Annotated in this window: 18 protein-coding genes; 5 read left to right on the top strand and 13 right to left on the bottom strand. The window is 52.2% G+C overall.

The features are described from left to right. Positions 1-44 precede the first annotated feature (44 nt). Positions 45-959 carry a LysR family transcriptional regulator gene (locus tag ACI2I2_RS01350; protein ID WP_404656247.1) on the bottom strand — a complete coding sequence of 305 codons (915 nt, stop codon included), beginning with the start codon at positions 957-959 and terminating at the stop codon, positions 45-47. A gap of 628 nt (positions 960-1,587) precedes the next feature. Between ACI2I2_RS01350 and ACI2I2_RS01345 the strand changes: the two genes are divergently transcribed. Beyond that, entirely contained in the window at positions 1,588-1,842 is a 255-nt protein-coding gene (locus tag ACI2I2_RS01345; protein WP_404656246.1) for a hypothetical protein, read from the top strand. A gap of 86 nt (positions 1,843-1,928) precedes the next feature. On the opposite strand, the gene ACI2I2_RS01340 is transcribed toward ACI2I2_RS01345, so the two are convergent. Together ACI2I2_RS01340 and fusA are read right to left on the bottom strand one after the other, a co-directional pair. Then, on the bottom strand, positions 1,929-2,222 hold the full coding sequence (locus tag ACI2I2_RS01340; RefSeq protein WP_404656245.1) for a VF530 family DNA-binding protein: 294 nt from the start codon (positions 2,220-2,222) through the stop codon (positions 1,929-1,931). Between the two features lie 142 nt (positions 2,223-2,364). Further along, a complete protein-coding gene (fusA, locus tag ACI2I2_RS01335) occupies positions 2,365-4,467 on the bottom strand; it encodes an elongation factor G (protein WP_404656244.1) in 2,103 nt (700 codons plus the stop codon). 209 nt (positions 4,468-4,676) lie between these two features. On the opposite strand from fusA, the gene ACI2I2_RS01330 reads away from it, so the two are divergent. From ACI2I2_RS01330 to ACI2I2_RS01320, 3 genes are all read left to right on the top strand, one after another. Then, positions 4,677-4,991: an ArsR/SmtB family transcription factor gene (locus ACI2I2_RS01330; protein ID WP_404656243.1), complete on the top strand. Its 315-nt coding sequence runs from the start codon at positions 4,677-4,679 to the stop codon at positions 4,989-4,991. 99 nt (positions 4,992-5,090) lie between these two features. Next, entirely contained in the window at positions 5,091-5,417 is a 327-nt protein-coding gene (locus ACI2I2_RS01325; protein WP_404656242.1) for a ProQ/FINO family protein, read from the top strand. 84 nt (positions 5,418-5,501) lie between these two features. After that, entirely contained in the window at positions 5,502-6,845 is a 1,344-nt protein-coding gene (locus tag ACI2I2_RS01320) for a glycoside hydrolase family 10 protein (RefSeq protein ID WP_404656241.1), read from the top strand. Between the two features lie 34 nt (positions 6,846-6,879). Here the strand turns inward: ACI2I2_RS01320 and ACI2I2_RS01315 are convergent, their stop codons facing one another. The 6 genes from ACI2I2_RS01315 to ACI2I2_RS01290 all read right to left on the bottom strand — a co-directional run bounded on the left by ACI2I2_RS01315 (position 6,880) and on the right by ACI2I2_RS01290 (position 11,456). After that, positions 6,880-7,440, bottom strand: coding sequence for an RNA polymerase sigma factor (locus tag ACI2I2_RS01315; RefSeq protein ID WP_404656240.1), 561 nt, complete (start codon positions 7,438-7,440; stop codon positions 6,880-6,882). A gap of 5 nt (positions 7,441-7,445) precedes the next feature. After that, positions 7,446-7,898, bottom strand: coding sequence for a hypothetical protein (locus tag ACI2I2_RS01310; protein WP_404656239.1), 453 nt, complete (start codon positions 7,896-7,898; stop codon positions 7,446-7,448). Between the two features lie 228 nt (positions 7,899-8,126). Beyond that, positions 8,127-9,077 (bottom strand): hypothetical protein, encoded by a 951-nt coding sequence (locus ACI2I2_RS01305; protein ID WP_404656238.1) that lies wholly within the window; start codon positions 9,075-9,077, stop codon positions 8,127-8,129. A 34-nt stretch (positions 9,078-9,111) separates the two neighbouring features. Continuing rightward, complete coding sequence (locus ACI2I2_RS01300) at positions 9,112-9,912, bottom strand: MipA/OmpV family protein (protein WP_404656237.1); 801 nt, start codon at positions 9,910-9,912, stop codon at positions 9,112-9,114. A gap of 107 nt (positions 9,913-10,019) precedes the next feature. Further along, positions 10,020-10,532 (bottom strand): hypothetical protein, encoded by a 513-nt coding sequence (locus tag ACI2I2_RS01295; protein WP_404656236.1) that lies wholly within the window; start codon positions 10,530-10,532, stop codon positions 10,020-10,022. Beyond that, positions 10,533-11,456 carry a LysR family transcriptional regulator gene (locus ACI2I2_RS01290; protein WP_404656235.1) on the bottom strand — a complete coding sequence of 308 codons (924 nt, stop codon included), beginning with the start codon at positions 11,454-11,456 and terminating at the stop codon, positions 10,533-10,535. A 124-nt stretch (positions 11,457-11,580) separates the two neighbouring features. On the opposite strand from ACI2I2_RS01290, the gene ACI2I2_RS01285 reads away from it, so the two are divergent. Next, entirely contained in the window at positions 11,581-12,981 is a 1,401-nt protein-coding gene (locus ACI2I2_RS01285) for an MFS transporter (protein WP_404656234.1), read from the top strand. A gap of 11 nt (positions 12,982-12,992) precedes the next feature. Here ACI2I2_RS01285 and ACI2I2_RS01280 read toward each other — a convergent pair whose 3' ends face one another. From ACI2I2_RS01280 to ACI2I2_RS01265, 4 genes are all read right to left on the bottom strand, one after another. Then, positions 12,993-13,532 (bottom strand): NUDIX domain-containing protein, encoded by a 540-nt coding sequence (locus ACI2I2_RS01280; protein ID WP_404656233.1) that lies wholly within the window; start codon positions 13,530-13,532, stop codon positions 12,993-12,995. 6 nt (positions 13,533-13,538) lie between these two features. After that, positions 13,539-13,901 (bottom strand): DUF1801 domain-containing protein, encoded by a 363-nt coding sequence (locus tag ACI2I2_RS01275; RefSeq protein ID WP_404656232.1) that lies wholly within the window; start codon positions 13,899-13,901, stop codon positions 13,539-13,541. Between the two features lie 82 nt (positions 13,902-13,983). Next, positions 13,984-14,412, bottom strand: coding sequence for an OsmC family protein (locus ACI2I2_RS01270; protein WP_404656231.1), 429 nt, complete (start codon positions 14,410-14,412; stop codon positions 13,984-13,986). A 46-nt stretch (positions 14,413-14,458) separates the two neighbouring features. Then, complete coding sequence (locus ACI2I2_RS01265; protein ID WP_404656230.1) at positions 14,459-15,508, bottom strand: NAD(P)-dependent alcohol dehydrogenase; 1,050 nt, start codon at positions 15,506-15,508, stop codon at positions 14,459-14,461. Between the last annotated feature and the right edge of the window lie 199 nt (positions 15,509-15,707).

The raw sequence follows: 15,707 nt of genomic DNA, 5'->3' as shown, positions 1-15,707 counted from the left end.
AAATAATAAAATGTAATGGCCCTTGCTCATCGCGGGGCCATTTTCTATTTTAACGCGCCTTTGAAAATATCTATCACTTTCAATAAATTCGCTTCACTGGATCTATAATTGATGTAAATATCAATTTCCAGTTCCGGGCCAGGGAGTAAGCTAATTTTCTGACGACTGCTCTCGCTCATGTTTTCATACAAAATCTCAGAAATAAATCCGATGGCATTATTTTTCTCAATAAAAAACAGATTGAGATTGTGCACATTGCTTTCGAATACCACTTTTTTGCGATGTTTAATAATATCGGCAATCACTGGATTGTTTTTTCGAATAGACTGGAAATAGGAGTGGCTGTTGTTGTTGATGGTCACCCAAGGGGTCTCAAGAAGCACCTGAGTGTTGTTCTTTAAATCAGTCAACGCCGCCTTTTGGGGATGCTGGCTGCTATAGGCAATGAATCCCCGCATTTTATAGAGTTTGTGACTGATAACACCAGGGCTGAACATTTTTTCATGGGTAATGATGATGTCTGCCTTTCTGAATGAGAAAAGCTCAGTGGCCATATTGGCATCAACAACTGCACTGATGTGCGTTATCTTGGGTAACGAGTCGGTATCCGGTGCCTCAGAGTATTTGTTAATAAAATCAAGCATTGGTGCATCAGGGGAATAGATAACAATCTCTTCACGGGCATCTTCACTGAACACAGAACCGTACAGATCACTAAAACTTGCCAACAAAGCTGAATGCAGTTGGGCACAAAACACAGTCGGTTCGATCCCCTGGCCAACGCGGACAAAAAGCGGGTCGTTAAAATGTTTTCTCAGCTTATTGATGCTTTGGGTGACATTGGAGGGAGAGGTGTCCAACTCCTGAGCCGCTTTTTTAATACTGGAATGCTTATAGGTCGCTAAAAATATCGGAATGACGTTAAGGTCGAATTTTCGAAAATTATGTAAGTTAATCATGTTGCGCCAGCCTTGAGTTGACATTGTGGTCAACATTTTAAAATCTGATGGTTTAATTCATCACAAAAAAGTTATGCAGAGTATAGCATTCAACATTCAGATGATTACAGAGACATTGCATACGACGTCAATGTCAGAAAGCCAGTCGAAGATGGAGACGAGCAGGTGGAACAATGTGTACGATCTGCAGTGAGGATACCGTGAACGTGTTATCAGAAAATAATGAGCAGATGGCCAGTGTGTGTCTGCGCAGGAAAAGAGCATTCAGAGGCCATCAGCGACCAGGCCAAGGATGACCGCAAAACGCTGGATTCTGCCTGATACTATGTTGGTGCGCATAATGTATATTATGTTAAATGATATCTAAGAGTACCCAGACAGTAAAACCTCCCTATGATTCCGCCCAACGCTGCACTTCCCTCATCTTCAATCGAGCTCAACGTTTTACTTCTTGCTCAGTGGCACACTACCAGCAACAATCAGTTGAAACACAACAACCTGACTTATTCCGCCGATGCTCAACAAAAAACGACGCAACACACTTCACTTCTTACCTCTCGCTTTCGTTCTGACAAATTGTTCACTGACCCGCGTTTCTTCCGAAGCGCATACCAGGGATGTCGATGAGATGAAACTGGTTGGCATGAGTCTGGATGCTGCAAGACTCAAAGCGACGGGACAAGGATTTGAATGCAGTCCCGGTGCGACGCTCAATAGCGTACAGATGGACGACGGTGTTCATCGATGGCTGCAAACCGAGTGCAGCAAAAAGAATCTGGAGCTCCTCTGTCCTCAAATGCGATCGATTGTGCTCAACGTCGATCCTGAAAGCCAAAAAGTGGTCGCCGTCGGGAAACCTGTAACCTCACATGCCTGCTTTTGACAGCCCGGTTTTCTTTACGGAATATAAAAAATCCAACGGATAACAAACCGTTGGTTCTTCAGATTCTGAGGCCAGTTGCTGCCAAATTACTGTTCGGTCTTTTTCGCCTGCCAGTTCGCCCAAGGGTTTTCCGCCGGAGGATTTTCTTCAGCATCCCTCACATCCTCAAGCGAATCGATATACAGCTCTTCAACTTCTTTGCGGGCCCAAGGCGTACGACGCAGGAATTTCAGGCTTGATTTGATGCTCGGGTCGCTTTTGAAGCAATTGATATTGATGCGCTTTGCCAGCTCGTTCCAGCCATATCGGGCGACCAGTGTGTTGAGTAATGCTTCCAGAGTGATGCCGTGTAACGGATCTTTTGAGGGCTGGCCAGTCATGCTTTTTCCTGCTGATTTAAGATTACTTGAAAATTTCGTCCACCTTACTGACTCTAAAAGCCTGGCGCAACAGAGGGTGCTGACTTCCCTGCCCTTTAACATAAAAAAGCGGCAGCCTCCCGAAGGACACTGCCGCTTTAGGTCAGGCTTTCGCCCGTTTAGCGATTATCTCGTCCGCCACGTTGCGTGGGGCTTCGGCATAATGATGATACTCCATGCTGTATGTGGCCCGGCCCTGAGACATCGATCGCAGGGTGGTGGAATAGCCGAACATCTCGGCCAGCGGCACGTCGGCGCGGATTATCTGGCTGCCAAACCGCTCTTCCATGCCTTGGACCATCCCGCGTCGGGAGGATAAATCGCCCATGATATTCCCGGCGTAATCCTCCGGTGTTTCCACTTCCACATGCATGACCGGCTCGAGAATCACCGGCTCCGCCTTACGCGCTCCCTCTTTGAAACCAAAGATGGCCGCCATGCGGAATGCCATTTCCGACGAATCGACGTCATGGTATGAACCAAACGTCAGCGTGGCTTTGACGTCCACCACCGGGTATCCCGCCAGCACGCCGTTGTTCATGGCTTCACGCAGGCCTTTTTCCACCGAAGGAATGTACTCGCGCGGCACCACGCCACCTTTTGTTGCGTCTTCAAAAACGAAACCGCTGCCGGGTTCAAGTGGCTCCAGCGACAGTACAACATGACCGTACTGCCCTTTCCCGCCGGACTGACGCACAAACTTACCTTCGATTTCCTTCACCGCGTTGCGGATAGTCTCCCGGTAGGTCACCTGCGGACGACCAATATTGGCCTCCACGCCAAACTCGCGTTTCATCCTGTCGACGATGATTTCCAGATGCAGTTCGCCCATCCCGGAAATGATGGTCTGACCGGACTCTTCATCGGTATGTAGCCGGAAAGACGGATCTTCCGATGCTAACCGTTGCAGCGCGATGCCCATTTTCTCCTGGTCGGCTTTGGTTTTCGGCTCGATAGCGAGCGAAATTACCGGTTCCGGGAACTCCATACGTTCAAGGGTGATCACCTTATCCGGGTCGCTAAGCGTGTCGCCGGTGGTCACGTCTTTCAGCCCGACACAGGCAGCAATATCACCGGCTCGCAACTCGTCGACCTCATGCCGGTCATTAGCATGCATCTGCACGATCCGACCAATACGCTCTTTCTTGCCTTTGACCGGGTTATACACCGCATCGCCTTTCCTCAAAACGCCCGAATAAACGCGAATAAAGGTCAGTTGGCCGACGTACGGATCGGTCATCAATTTGAACGCCAGCGCCGAGAACGGCTCATCGTCGCTCGGGTGGCGCTCCGCCGGTTGCCCTTTTTCATCAATTCCATCAATGGCCGGAACATCCAGCGGCGACGGCATCAGCTCGACGACCGCATCCAGCATTCGCTGTACACCTTTATTTTTAAAGGCACTTCCCGCCAGCATTGGCTGAATTTCACCGGCGATGGTGCGCTGACGCAGACCTGTGACAATGTCACTTTCATCCAGCGTGCCGGTTTCCAGATATTTATCCATCAGCGCTTCATTGGCTTCCGCCGCTGCGGAGATCATTTTCTCGCGCCACAACTGAGCGGTTTCCAGTAAATCGTCTGGCACCGGACCGTAGCTGAACGTCATTCCCTGGGTTTCATCATCCCAGTGAATGGTTCGCATTTTGATCAGATCCACCACGCCGCTGAAATGCTCTTCTGCGCCGACGGGAATGACAATCGGCACCGGGTTAGCTTTCAATCTGTCCTTCATCATCTGCACGACGCGGAAGAAGTCCGCGCCGGGCCGATCCATTTTGTTGACGAACGCCAGGCGCGGCACGTGGTATTTATTCGCCTGCCGCCATACGGTTTCAGACTGCGGCTGCACGCCGCCCACGGAGTCATAGACCATTACCGCGCCGTCGAGCACGCGCATGGAACGTTCCACCTCAATGGTGAAATCCACGTGGCCCGGGGTGTCGATGATGTTGATCCGGTGCGGTTCAAAGTTCCGGTCCATGCCCGGCCAGAAGGCACTAACTGCGGCGGAAGTGATAGTTATCCCCCGCTCCTGCTCCTGTGCCATCCAGTCGGTGGTTGCCGCGCCATCGTGTACTTCACCCAGTTTGTGGCTCATTCCGGTGTAAAACAGAATGCGCTCAGTGGTGGTTGTTTTACCGGCATCGATATGCGCGGAGATACCGATGTTGCGATAACGTTCGAGAGGGATGGGTCGGGGCATGATGCGTCCTTAGTCAGTTGACGGGTAGTGAACGGCCGGAAGTGGCCGCTCTTCATTCACGGCGTCTATAATAGTACAACTGTACGAGTATATTCGAACTATTTTATCTATCGTAGCTATCGACAAGGCGGTGGCTTCTCGCATGGCGTTCACCGTGGGCTTTCGGTATATTACCGGCCACCCACCGCGCCCGCAGACACAGGAACAGTATGATCGCCAACCATCCAGAACGTGAACAAATCCGCCTTGAAAATGTCCTTTTTGCATTGGGCAATGCGCTGCGTTTGGAGATAGTAAAAACCCTGGCCGATGGGAGTGAATTGAGCTGTGGCGCGCTGCGCCAGGACGTGGCGAAATCGACGATGACCCACCACTGGCGCGTTCTGCGCGACAGCGGCGTTATCTGGCAGCGTCCGCAAGGCAGAGAGAATATGATTTCGCTTCGCCGCGAAGATCTCGACGCCCGTTTCCCTGGCCTGCTCGACACGCTACTTCAGTCTATCCAACGTAATGCGCAGCAATAGCCCAAATACCTACCAAAAGTCGTCTCTCCCCATCCACTACGCCCCACGCATCTTTGTTTTATACTGTTAAAAACAAACAGATAGCGACGGGTATTGATTTTGGATAAGTCTCAACGTGCCATCCTGCTGCGTGAAAGCTGGCCTCTGCTTTTTGACAGGGATCCACCGCTGCCGATGAAAAGCGGTATTATGCAGGAGCTGATTGCCGATGCCAGCCGCCGTGACATTGATTTTCCCGGGGTGGAAATCGCCAAAGCGCTGAAGCGTTACACACGCACTATTCCCTATCAGCTGGCATTAGCTACCCAGACTCAGCGCTACGGCCTCGACGGTAATCCTGACGGCATCGTGACGGAAGAACAGCGTCAGATGGCGTTAAACTGGTTGAATAACAATCCACATTATCCGCAAGGTTCCGATAAATAAGATTCGGAGGGTAAGACGCACTGAGCAATGCACCGGACGGCTTGCTCTGTTCTGAGAATAGGACCAAAATATCGTTTCCAGCTCATGCCTGATAAATGTAGGGATACCATCATCAGCACACGTCGCCTTCCCTTAATCCGCACCAGCCTTTTGATTGTGACTGCGCTGGTGCTTGCGAGCTGCGGCTCTAAACCACCAAAATCACTGGTGACGCCGCTGCCGCCGGTAGCCAAACATCCGCTGCCCGATAAATCATTCTCTGACCACGAACCCGTACGTGGCGTGTGGTTGACCACTGTCTCGCGTCTAGACTGGCCACCCATTCCCTCAGTGAATGTGAGCGACCCGGCTGCTCGCGCCGCCATGCAAAAGAAAGCGCTGACCGATAAGCTCGATAAGCTCAAAAGCCTCGGCATTAACACCGTGTTTTTCCAGGTGAAGCCGGATGGCACCGCGCTGTGGCCGTCGCAGATTTTACCGTGGTCAGATATGCTGACCGGCACGATTGGTCAGGACCCGGGTTACGATCCGCTGATGTTCATGCTCGACGAAGCACATAAACGCGGCATGAAAGTGCATGCGTGGTTTAACCCGTATCGCGTTTCGACCAACATCAAGCCCGGGACAACGGCGGCGCTCAATCGCACGATTTCGCTGCATCCGGCAAGCGTGTTTGTCGCGCATCGCGACTGGATCAGAGTGTCTGGTGATCGCTATGTTCTTGACCCAGGCATCCCTGAAGCGCGGGACTGGATCACCAGTATCGTGTCCGAAGTGGTGTCGCGTTATCCGGTCGACGGCGTGCAGTTCGATGACTACTTCTATACTGAGTCGCCAGGCTCGGCGCTGAACGACAGCCAGACCTTCCGTCAATACGGCCAGGGTTTTGCCTCGAAGGCCGACTGGCGGCGGCATAACACCGAGCTGCTGATTTCGCAGGTGTCGCGCAGCATTAAACAGCTCAATCCTAACGTGCAGTTCGGCGTGAGCCCGGCGGGTGTCTGGCGCAATCGCTCATTTGATCCCGCAGGTTCAGACACGCGCGGCGCTCAGGCTTATGACGAATCGTATGCCGATACCCGTCGCTGGGTTCAACAAGGATGGCTGGACTACATTGCGCCTCAGCTTTACTGGCCTTTCGCCCGTGATGCTGCACGTTACGATGTGTTGGCTAAATGGTGGGCCGATGTGGTGAAACCGACGCATACCCGGCTGTATATCGGCATTGCGCTGTATAAAGTGGGCATGCCGTCGAAGAATGAACCTGACTGGATGGTGGGCGGTGGCGTGCCGGAGCTTAAAAAACAGCTCGACCTCAATGAGTCATTGCCTAACATCAGCGGCACTATTTTGTTCCGAGAAAATAACCTCAATCAGCCGCAAACTCAGCAAGCGGTGGATTACCTCAGGAACCGCTGGGGAAGTTAATCAGACAGGGCGAAGTTGTCTTCGCCCTGCTCTTTTAGTCCGCCGTTATCTCGTCATAAACCGTACGCAATCGCGTTCTTAAATAAAGCACGGCTTTATGTTTGCGGGAAAGTAATGCCTGAACGCTGTCCCCCGTTTCTTCTGCCAGTTCCTTATAACTCAGGCCATAAAGCTCGGTTTGTTCGAATACTTCACGCTGTGCGGTCGGCAATTCGGCCAGCGCTTCGTTGACCTCATCCCACAGCAACGTTTTCAGATAGTCATCTTCCGGCGTTTGCGGCGTGCCAAACAGCGTTTCAGCAATTTCGTTTTCCGGGTAATCAGCATCGTCTTCCGTGGTGAACAATCCAGAAAGCGGCAGCTCCTGCTTTTTACGAGCTCTGTCGGTCAATTCATTACGCGCTGCGCGGAACAGCCAGGCGGCAACATTCTCCACCGGTTGTTCGACTTTGATCAGCTGATAGGTGATTTCCTGCAAAATATCGTCCGCATCTTCACGAACGGCGGTTCGGCCACGGATAAAAGCGGAGACCCGTGACCGGCAGCTATTCAGTGCTGAAATCAGTAACGACTGCCCCGCTGCGCCCGATTTCATGTCACTCACTCAGCGTTTGGTGCTTTTGGTTGAGCGTCTTCAGGCTGTGGCGGCGTCTGCGGTTTGTCTTCACCGTGTGAATGCCAGCCGCAGTGACCGCGATGCCCATGACGACCGAACCCTTCACGACGCTGCTGCATAAAGGCTTCACGCTGCTCCGGCGTCATTTGCATCCAGCGTTCGTGCATACGGCGACGCATGCCACCGAACATACCCGGGCGGAAACCCAGTCCACCAAAAAGAATGCGGCACAGAACTAACAAGCCTAATGCCTGCCAGAATCCAATGGTTTTCACGCCGATGATGGCAGGCAGCAAGGCGTTCCATAAAGACATCACCAACAGGCCAAGCACCACAAACAGTGCCGCGCCGATCAGTAAAGGTTTAGCCATTCGGTGGCCGCCGAAACCACGACGATGATGGGGGTGATGGTGATCGTGCATATCAAAATTTCTCATGTTGTCTCTCTCTTTCAAAATGTGTTCGTGCTGAGGTAGACGTATGAGCGAGTGAAATATTGCTAAAAAAATCAAAAAAAGAGAAAAAAGGCAAAACAATGAGTTTAACCAATTGTTTTATAAAAAGAATATTGAAAATGGCGTTGCTGTGTAAATTCTGCCAATCCTCACCACTCCTGCCCTTCGTTTATGCAAGCAGCGTTGCCGGATTTTTGCACAACAATATTGTTAGAAACTCATCGCCAAACCGACACCGTACCCACTGGTATTTTCACCAAACATGTAGCGGGCAACGAGTCGGGTTCGGGTGATAAACACCGGATATTTACTGCTGTCGATTTCGATCCCTAATCCGAGCGAGCTCAGGCTGTTAAAACCTAACTCCCCGCGTTGATCGCCGAGGTATTCGGTGTGCGCCCCTTCAAGAACATAACGCACCGGGCTTTTGAGCAACGTCCAGTCAGAAATCGGTGCACGGCGGCGCAGATAGAGTCCGAGGTTCTGCGCATAGGCTTCGCCTTGCACCACGTCAGATGTGCTGCCAAAGGTTTGCAGGCTCATACTGGAATAACGAAGTTCGACATCAATATCCTGTGGGGCTGATATCAGCTCATAATCCAGCATTAACGATCCGCCAAGACCGTAGGCATTGAGTCGCCCACCATTAAGAAACTGATAATCGGCATCTCGCCGCCGCTCGATAACGGCACTGCCGATACGAACATCGCTGGCCATGGTTCCCAGCATAAAGTTGGCTATCGGGCGCAACACCAGGTTGCCGCCCCATTTGTCGGTATAGAGTTTAAAATCCCAGCCTATGCCGCCCGTGGCGGTCAGGCTGTTCCATTTGGTGGGGATTTTGCGGCTTTCCGTTCCGTCAGATAACACAAAGCTAGGGTCGAAGCGGCTGTAACCCATCGTACCTTCGAGATACAAAGGAAAGCTGTCGCTGAGTGTAGCCCCGCCACCAAACTGGGTGATATCCAGTTCGTTTTTTTCATTGGAACCACTGCCGATATTGAGATCACTCGCCGTGACGTCCGGCACAACGGTATAGCTCATCAGGCTAAGCACTGCATTTGCCCGATGGCGGATGCGGCTGCCGTCAGGTGCAGCAAAACTTTTTTCAGGCAGGATAAGAGCCACCAGCAGGAGGAGTGGAGAAAATATGATCTTCATTAAGTGTCATACCTCCTGTGATGGCGACGGTGCTTTACCAGGTATAGCCAACGCCAGCAATGACATACCATTCGCCGTTATGCTGAACGATCGGGCTGTCGGCAATATCTTTGTCGTAAAACTCATAGTTCGCCGCAAACAAGCCAACCCAGTTTGGGCTGAAACGGTAGCTGGTGATCACTGCCGCCATTGGCGAAAACGTGGTGCCGGTGTCCCATTCTTTGCGCTGCGGTGTGGCTTCAGAAGAAGAAACGCCGCCGAAATAGTAGTTCGCCATCTTGTCACTGCGGATCATCATCCCCATGCCCGGCATCACTAATAAATTATCTTTCACGATGGGGAAATCGGCCCATAAAAGCAGTTCTTGTCCGTTGCTTCGGCCTGTCACGTCAGAGGCAAAACGTGCCGTCAGGAGTGCATAAGGCGTGATAAGCGTTGCCCCTGCACCCGCTTCAAACTCCCCTTTTCGTTTGTGCATGCCGTGCAGCTGGTCGGCATCACCTGGATCGAGGTTGCCGAAGCGATAACGGCCATAGCCATAAAGCGCATAGTTGTCATCAACGTGAAAATAGTAGCGAGCACGATCGCCGAGATACATGAGCTGGTCGCCAAAATAGAGCGCGCCAGGAATAAAATAGGTTGAGTTATCTTGCCCCTGATAACGAGCCTGTCCGCTAATTGTTGCGGCCCCGACGACAAAGCCTTTCGGAACCGGGCTTTCTTTATTTTGACTGGAAAAGAGATCGATAGAACCGAGATCGGCCTCGGCACAAGCATAAGTGCTGAACAGCGAAAGCACAGCGGCTGCAGCAAACGTATTACGATGAATTGTCATTATTTTTCCTGATCGTACTGGTAGCCAAAGTATGGCTACTTTATCAATAAATGAATGTAGACTGCGCCACTGAGAAAACCAAAAAGTTTGCCCCCGAATCGTCCTAATTACCCTTTTTGCCCCTCTGCAAAATAGCATCGGCAATAACGCGTAAATTTGCCAATAAAGCTCCCCGCAAATAATCCGCCGACCACTACCGCCGTTCCACTCATGATGGGCTTGTGCATAGTTGCAGGCGCGACGGCCGCCATGACGCCGAACACATATTTGATGGCAAACGCCGTCATCATTAGCGGTAAGGCGGAATAATCAGCCTGCCGATGCAGTGTTCCAGGTTCAGTTCCACGGGTAATACGTTCAGGACGAATCAACATGTATCCCAGTAACGCGCCAATAAACAGCACACCAATCCACAGCAGAACAATCGACACGCTAAGGTGTCGGTAAATCAGCAGATCGTAGAGATCCCAAAACAGGAAGATCAGCGGAATGATCGCCAGCTTTGGCAGCGTCACCGTTGCAGGCCGCCGGGCTTTTATTCCCCTGAACAGTAAAAACAGAAACAGCGCATAAACCCACAGCGGCGTATCAACCAACATATGAGTAATAAAGTCGAGCATTCAGAGCCCCTGTTTCTCTTTAAATTGACGCTGGCACACGTCCACTATTGTTTGACGAAGCCAGCGATGCGCCGGGTCCCTTTCCATGCGGGGATGCCACATCTGCGACACGGTAAAACTTCGGGTTTTAAACGGTAATTCAAAAACATGCAGCTTGTCGGTCATCTGTTGATTAATCAGATACAACGCTGGCACCAGCGCAATTAAATCCGACGCAAGCGCTACCGATAATGCTGTTGGAAAGCCTGGCACAACGCTTGCTACTTTGCGAGTCAGCCCAAGACCCGCCAGTGCCTCATCAACAAATCCACTTACCGTGCCATCCGGGGCGGCAACGACATGGCCCCAGGCAGTGTAATCCTCAAGACTGACTGACGGCTGCAAAGCCAAAGGATGATTTTTACGAACCGCGCCAATAAAGCGATCCTCGAACAGACGCTGGAGACGAATTTCGGGGCCCATATTGCTCTGAACGCCGATTTCAAGGTCGACCAATCCTTCACGTAAATAGCGTGAATTTTTCTCGGGCTTAGGTGCAAAACGCAAACAGACGTTAGGGGCAGCTTGCGCAATGGCGGCGATTAAAGGAGGGCCAAAAGCCACCACAAAGCCATCGTTTGCACGCACGGTAAACAGGCGCTCAAGGTTCTGAACACTGAAAGTTTCGGAGGAAGGCAGCAACACCGCCCTTGCCTCCTGCACGGCGTTTCTCGCTCTGTCGCGTGTTGCTTCAGCCCAGGGCGTCAGCACCATCGCGCGCCCAGCACGCACTAAAATCGGGTCGCCGGTAACATCGCGCAAACGGCTGAGTGTGCGGCTCATCGCCGAGGAGCTCAAATTCAGACGACGTGCAGCTGCCGCAACGCTCGCTTCAGTCAGCAGCACGTCGAGCGCGATGAGCAAATTGAAATCAGGATCGGACATCATTTTCCTTTACGTTAAGAGATGGCGTTCAATGCAACTATAAAGTGCAATCCATGCGCCTTCCGCCTTATGACCTCCATGATTATAGTTCCTGCAACAAAACACCAGTATTCAGGAGTTCACAATGGAACTATTTTCCGACCAACCGGGCGATGAAGGCCTGCCGGGTAAAGCTCGCGCCAGCGTGATGGCTGCCGTGATGACATCCACCGTGATGGCGGTCTTTGATGGATCGATGATCAACATTGCCCTTCCCGGAATGGCGCATTCACTGCAAGTCTCCGCAACCGTCGCCGTCTGGTTTGCTAATGGCTATTTGCTTTCTGCGGCGATGACGCTTGCCATCTTTGCTGCGCTGGCGACTCGCTTAGGTTTTCGTCCGGTGTTCCTGTTTGGATTGAGCGTCTTTACCCTCTCTTCGCTGGGTTGCGCGCTGGCCACCTCCGCCGACATGCTACTCACGATGCGAGTGATTCAAGGCATAGGCGGTGCAGCCACATTAAGTATTGCTCCCGCTATTCTGCGTTCGATATTTCCGGGGCGCTTACTGGGGCGAATTCTGGGTTTGAATGCGTTATTGATTGCGGCGAGTACCGCTATTTCACCGGTCATTGGCGGGAGTTTATTGGAAACTTTGGGTTGGCAATCACTGTTTGCTATCAATATCGTGCCCGGAGTCGTCGCGCTCTATCTGGCGAAGAAAGCGATTCCTCATGCGCCGCCGTCTCGTAATGAGCCTTTTGATACTGCAGGAGCGGTGTTTTCAGCCATTCTGCTCGGCTCATTGATCATGACGGCAAACAGCTTTTCGCAGGTGCACTCATTCAATACCGCCATTCTGTGCTGGGCGTTGTTGACCGTAGTCAGTGGCTTTGCATTCATCTGGCAAATCCGACGAGCAGCCAAGCCGTTGTTGCCGCCCGTCATCTTCACCAACGGTCGCTTTTCGCTGGCCGTGCTGACGTCTCTGGCGTCATTTATAAGCCAGGGGATAACTTTTATCGCGCTGCCTTTCCTGTTTCAGAGTGTCTATGGCTACGACGCGCTAACTTCAGCTTTACTGTTTACGCCGTGGCCTGTCGGGATTGTATTGGTTGCCCCGCATGCCGGTCGCTTAGCCGACAAGTATTCGCCGTCACTTATCTCAACCTGCGGGCTATTGGTCTTTGTCGCGGGATTAGGCTTGCTGGCAACGCTTCCGGATCATGCTGCCGCGTGGGATGTCGGGCTTCGTAGCCTGATTTGTGGGATGGGATTTGGTTGTTTCCAGAGCCCGAACAACCGGGAAATGCTGTCGAATGTGGCACGGGAGCACAGCGGTTATGCCTCCGGCGTGTTGGCGATAGCGCGTACGTTTGGTCAATGTATCGGGGCTGCTATCGTCGGGGTTCTGCTGGCGATACTGGCGAGTCATGGCTCGCTGGTACTGGAAGAACAAGCGGTAAGAATGAGTTTATGGGTGGCAGTATTGGCTTCCGGCGCAGCTATAGCGTTCAGTCTGAGCCGGTTGAGGTCAATAACATAAAGGTGACAATGTCACACAAAACCTTTTAGCTTTGCCAGCAAAAACGCTGCCACAGAAGTTGCGTCACTGATTTTGCCCTCAGCAATCAGCGCTTCGAATGTTGAAACAGGCATCTGACGGCAGGTTAAGCCGACCTCTTCTGCATCAAGGCTTTGCGAGCCGGGGACAAAATCCGTTGCCAGCCAGATGTGATACCCCTGGCTGGAATAGCCCTGAGCCAGTTTCTGGTAGCCAATTTGTTCCATTTTTTGCGCCAACAGACCGGTTTCTTCCGCCAGTTCACCGCGAGCCACAGCAATAGGGTCGGCGTCCGGGCTCAGTTCCCATGAGCCCTGCGGAAGCTCAATTGTCCTTTTGCCGAGCGGATAGCGAAACTGCTCAACAACCCAGATAGTGCCTTCGAATACCGGCACAATAACGGCGAAATCAGGTTTTTCAATCACGGAATAAACGCCTTGCGACCCATCTGCTCGCTCGATGCGATCCTCTTTCAGGCGCATCCACTGATTCGCGTAAATCTCCTGCGAACTTAGGGTTTTCATCTCAGACATAGCCACTCATTTTTGCCGATTAAACTCAATGGCGCGGCGTACCATCGCCACCAGCGCCGCTTTATCCAGCTTGTCCCCTTCAGCGATATCAAGTGCCCGCCACTGGTTGCCGGTAAGACCCGCGTTAAACAGCTTATCCGGATCGTCAAGCTTCGCGCCATGGGAAAAAGTCACCTTCACCTTTTCTTTATGCGCATTCGCCACCGCCAGATTGCCATTCAGAACCCAGGTAGGGCTTCCCATCCACTTCCAGGCCTCAGTGACGTTATCGTCTGCCGCCAGAAAACAGGCGCGAATGTGAGCCAACATTTCTCCTCGCCAGTCGCCCAAACTGGCAATTAGCTGGTCGATTTGTTCTGTTGGCGTCATAATTGATTGCCCCGGAATTGATACTCAGCGGCCTGTGTCAGTAGGCCGGGTAAGCGCAAGCGCCACCCGGCAATCAGCCCATTTAGTTCAGCTGATAATCGAGAGTGATCTCAGCTTTCAGCACCTGTGATACCGGGCAACCGGCTTTGGCTTTCTGAATGATTTCATCAAATTTGCCCGCGTCGATATCCGGCACCGCAATCTTACTTTGCAGCGCGACTTTGGTGATGGCGAATCCTGCATCTACTTTATCGAGCGAGACTGTCGCTTCGGTGTTAATTGACGTGGCGGTGTGGCCCGCTTCACTGAGCATCAGTGACAGCGCCATCGAGAAACAGGCGGCGTGGGCGGCGGCAATCAGCTCTTCCGGATTGGTGCCCTTTGCCCCTTCAAAGCGGGTGTTAAAGCCATACGGCTGTTGATTCAGCACTCCACTTTCTGTAGAGACTGTCCCTTTACCGCGCTTCAGATCCCCTTCCCAGTGAGCCTGACCTTTCTTATGGATTGTCATCGTTCTCTCCTCTTTCCATTGGGCTAATAAGTATAGAACACGCTGCTCAGCTCGCCTGCAATGAGGCCATATCAATCACAAAGCGGTATTTCACATCGCTTTTCAGCAGGCGTTCATAGGCTTCGTTAATGTGCTGGATGTCGATAACTTCGACGTCCGCCGCAATGCCTTTCTCTGCACAGAAATCCAGCATCTCCTGGGTTTCGGCGATGCCACCAATTGCGGAACCGGCGATTGAACGGCGATTAACCAGCATCGGAATAGTATTAAATTCAGGCGTATCGCCAAGCAAACCGACAAACACCAACGTGCCATCCAGCGCCAGCGTGGGCAGATACGGGTTGATATCATGCTCATACGGCACGGTATCGATAATCAGATCGAACTGGTTCCTGACCGAGGCCATCTGCTCGCTGTCGGTAGACAACACCACGTTGTGCGCGCCCAGACGACGGGCATCTGCTTCTTTCCCCGGTGAACGTGTGAATAGCGTGACTTCAGCACCCAGTGCATGGGCCAGCTTCAGCCCCATATGCCCCAGGCCGCCAAGCCCGATCACTGCAACTTTGCTACTTTCATCAATATTCCAGTGGCGCAGTGGCGACCAGGTAGTAATGCCCGCACACAGCAGTGGCGCGGCACCTTTCAGATCCAACCCTTCCGGAATTCGCAAAACAAAGTCCTGGCTGGCAAGTATGGTTTGCGAGTAACCGCCGTAAGTTGTCTGGTGATCGTGGCGGTCCTGGCCGTTATAAGTCTGGACGTTGCCTTCCTCGCAGTACTGTTCCAGCCCTTCCTTACACGGAGAACAAACCCGGCAGGAATCGACCATACAGCCAATCGCCGCCAGTTCGCCGGGTTTGAATTTAGTGACCCTGTCACCAACTGCCACCACCTTGCCGACAATTTCATGCCCCGGCACGATGGGATAAGTACTGAATCCCCAGTCGTTGCGCGCCTGATGCAAGTCAGAGTGACAAACGCCACAGTAAAGCACCTCGATAACCACATCGTCAGGACGCGGTTCGCGGCGTTCAAAGGAAAACGGCGCTAGCGGCGTCGTTGGGTTTTGTGCGGCATAACCTAAAACTTTCATCGACGGACCTCATGGCTGGATCGGGTTGAACACAAAAAGAGCGAATCATCAGCATAGTCCAGGGAAATGGCGGTCGGATGACGGTCGCACAAAGGGTTAAACCCTCGGAGAGTTCCTGAAACGGACGGGCTGTGTTGCTATTTTGCGCAGAATGGTCAACTATCAATCTCGCAGGCAATGATTCACCTGCTCTATGGGT

The organism is Scandinavium sp. NPDC088450 (genome assembly GCF_044900545.1).
Taxonomy (GTDB): domain Bacteria; phylum Pseudomonadota; class Gammaproteobacteria; order Enterobacterales; family Enterobacteriaceae; genus Scandinavium.
The sequence above is the reverse complement of the archived record's forward strand: the minus strand, read 5'-3'. Positions and strand labels throughout refer to the sequence as shown.

Coding starts and splice junctions, on each gene's coding strand:
- ACI2I2_RS01290 (WP_404656235.1), bottom strand. CDS start 11,456: ATGTCCGATCCTGATTTCAATTTGCTCATCGCGCTCGACGTGCTGCTG.
- ACI2I2_RS01345 (WP_404656246.1), top strand. CDS start 1,588: ATGAAACTGGTTGGCATGAGTCTGGATGCTGCAAGACTCAAAGCGACG.
- fusA (WP_404656244.1), bottom strand. CDS start 4,467: ATGCCCCGACCCATCCCTCTCGAACGTTATCGCAACATCGGTATCTCC.
- ACI2I2_RS01310 (WP_404656239.1), bottom strand. CDS start 7,898: ATGAGAAATTTTGATATGCACGATCACCATCACCCCCATCATCGTCGT.
- ACI2I2_RS01320 (WP_404656241.1), top strand. CDS start 5,502: ATGCCTGATAAATGTAGGGATACCATCATCAGCACACGTCGCCTTCCC.
- ACI2I2_RS01265 (WP_404656230.1), bottom strand. CDS start 15,508: ATGAAAGTTTTAGGTTATGCCGCACAAAACCCAACGACGCCGCTAGCG.
- ACI2I2_RS01340 (WP_404656245.1), bottom strand. CDS start 2,222: ATGACTGGCCAGCCCTCAAAAGATCCGTTACACGGCATCACTCTGGAA.
- ACI2I2_RS01275 (WP_404656232.1), bottom strand. CDS start 13,901: ATGACGCCAACAGAACAAATCGACCAGCTAATTGCCAGTTTGGGCGAC.
- ACI2I2_RS01350 (WP_404656247.1), bottom strand. CDS start 959: ATGATTAACTTACATAATTTTCGAAAATTCGACCTTAACGTCATTCCG.
- ACI2I2_RS01295 (WP_404656236.1), bottom strand. CDS start 10,532: ATGCTCGACTTTATTACTCATATGTTGGTTGATACGCCGCTGTGGGTT.
- ACI2I2_RS01315 (WP_404656240.1), bottom strand. CDS start 7,440: ATGAAATCGGGCGCAGCGGGGCAGTCGTTACTGATTTCAGCACTGAAT.
- ACI2I2_RS01280 (WP_404656233.1), bottom strand. CDS start 13,532: ATGTCTGAGATGAAAACCCTAAGTTCGCAGGAGATTTACGCGAATCAG.
- ACI2I2_RS01330 (WP_404656243.1), top strand. CDS start 4,677: ATGATCGCCAACCATCCAGAACGTGAACAAATCCGCCTTGAAAATGTC.
- ACI2I2_RS01300 (WP_404656237.1), bottom strand. CDS start 9,912: ATGACAATTCATCGTAATACGTTTGCTGCAGCCGCTGTGCTTTCGCTG.
- ACI2I2_RS01285 (WP_404656234.1), top strand. CDS start 11,581: ATGGAACTATTTTCCGACCAACCGGGCGATGAAGGCCTGCCGGGTAAA.
- ACI2I2_RS01270 (WP_404656231.1), bottom strand. CDS start 14,412: ATGACAATCCATAAGAAAGGTCAGGCTCACTGGGAAGGGGATCTGAAG.
- ACI2I2_RS01305 (WP_404656238.1), bottom strand. CDS start 9,077: ATGAAGATCATATTTTCTCCACTCCTCCTGCTGGTGGCTCTTATCCTG.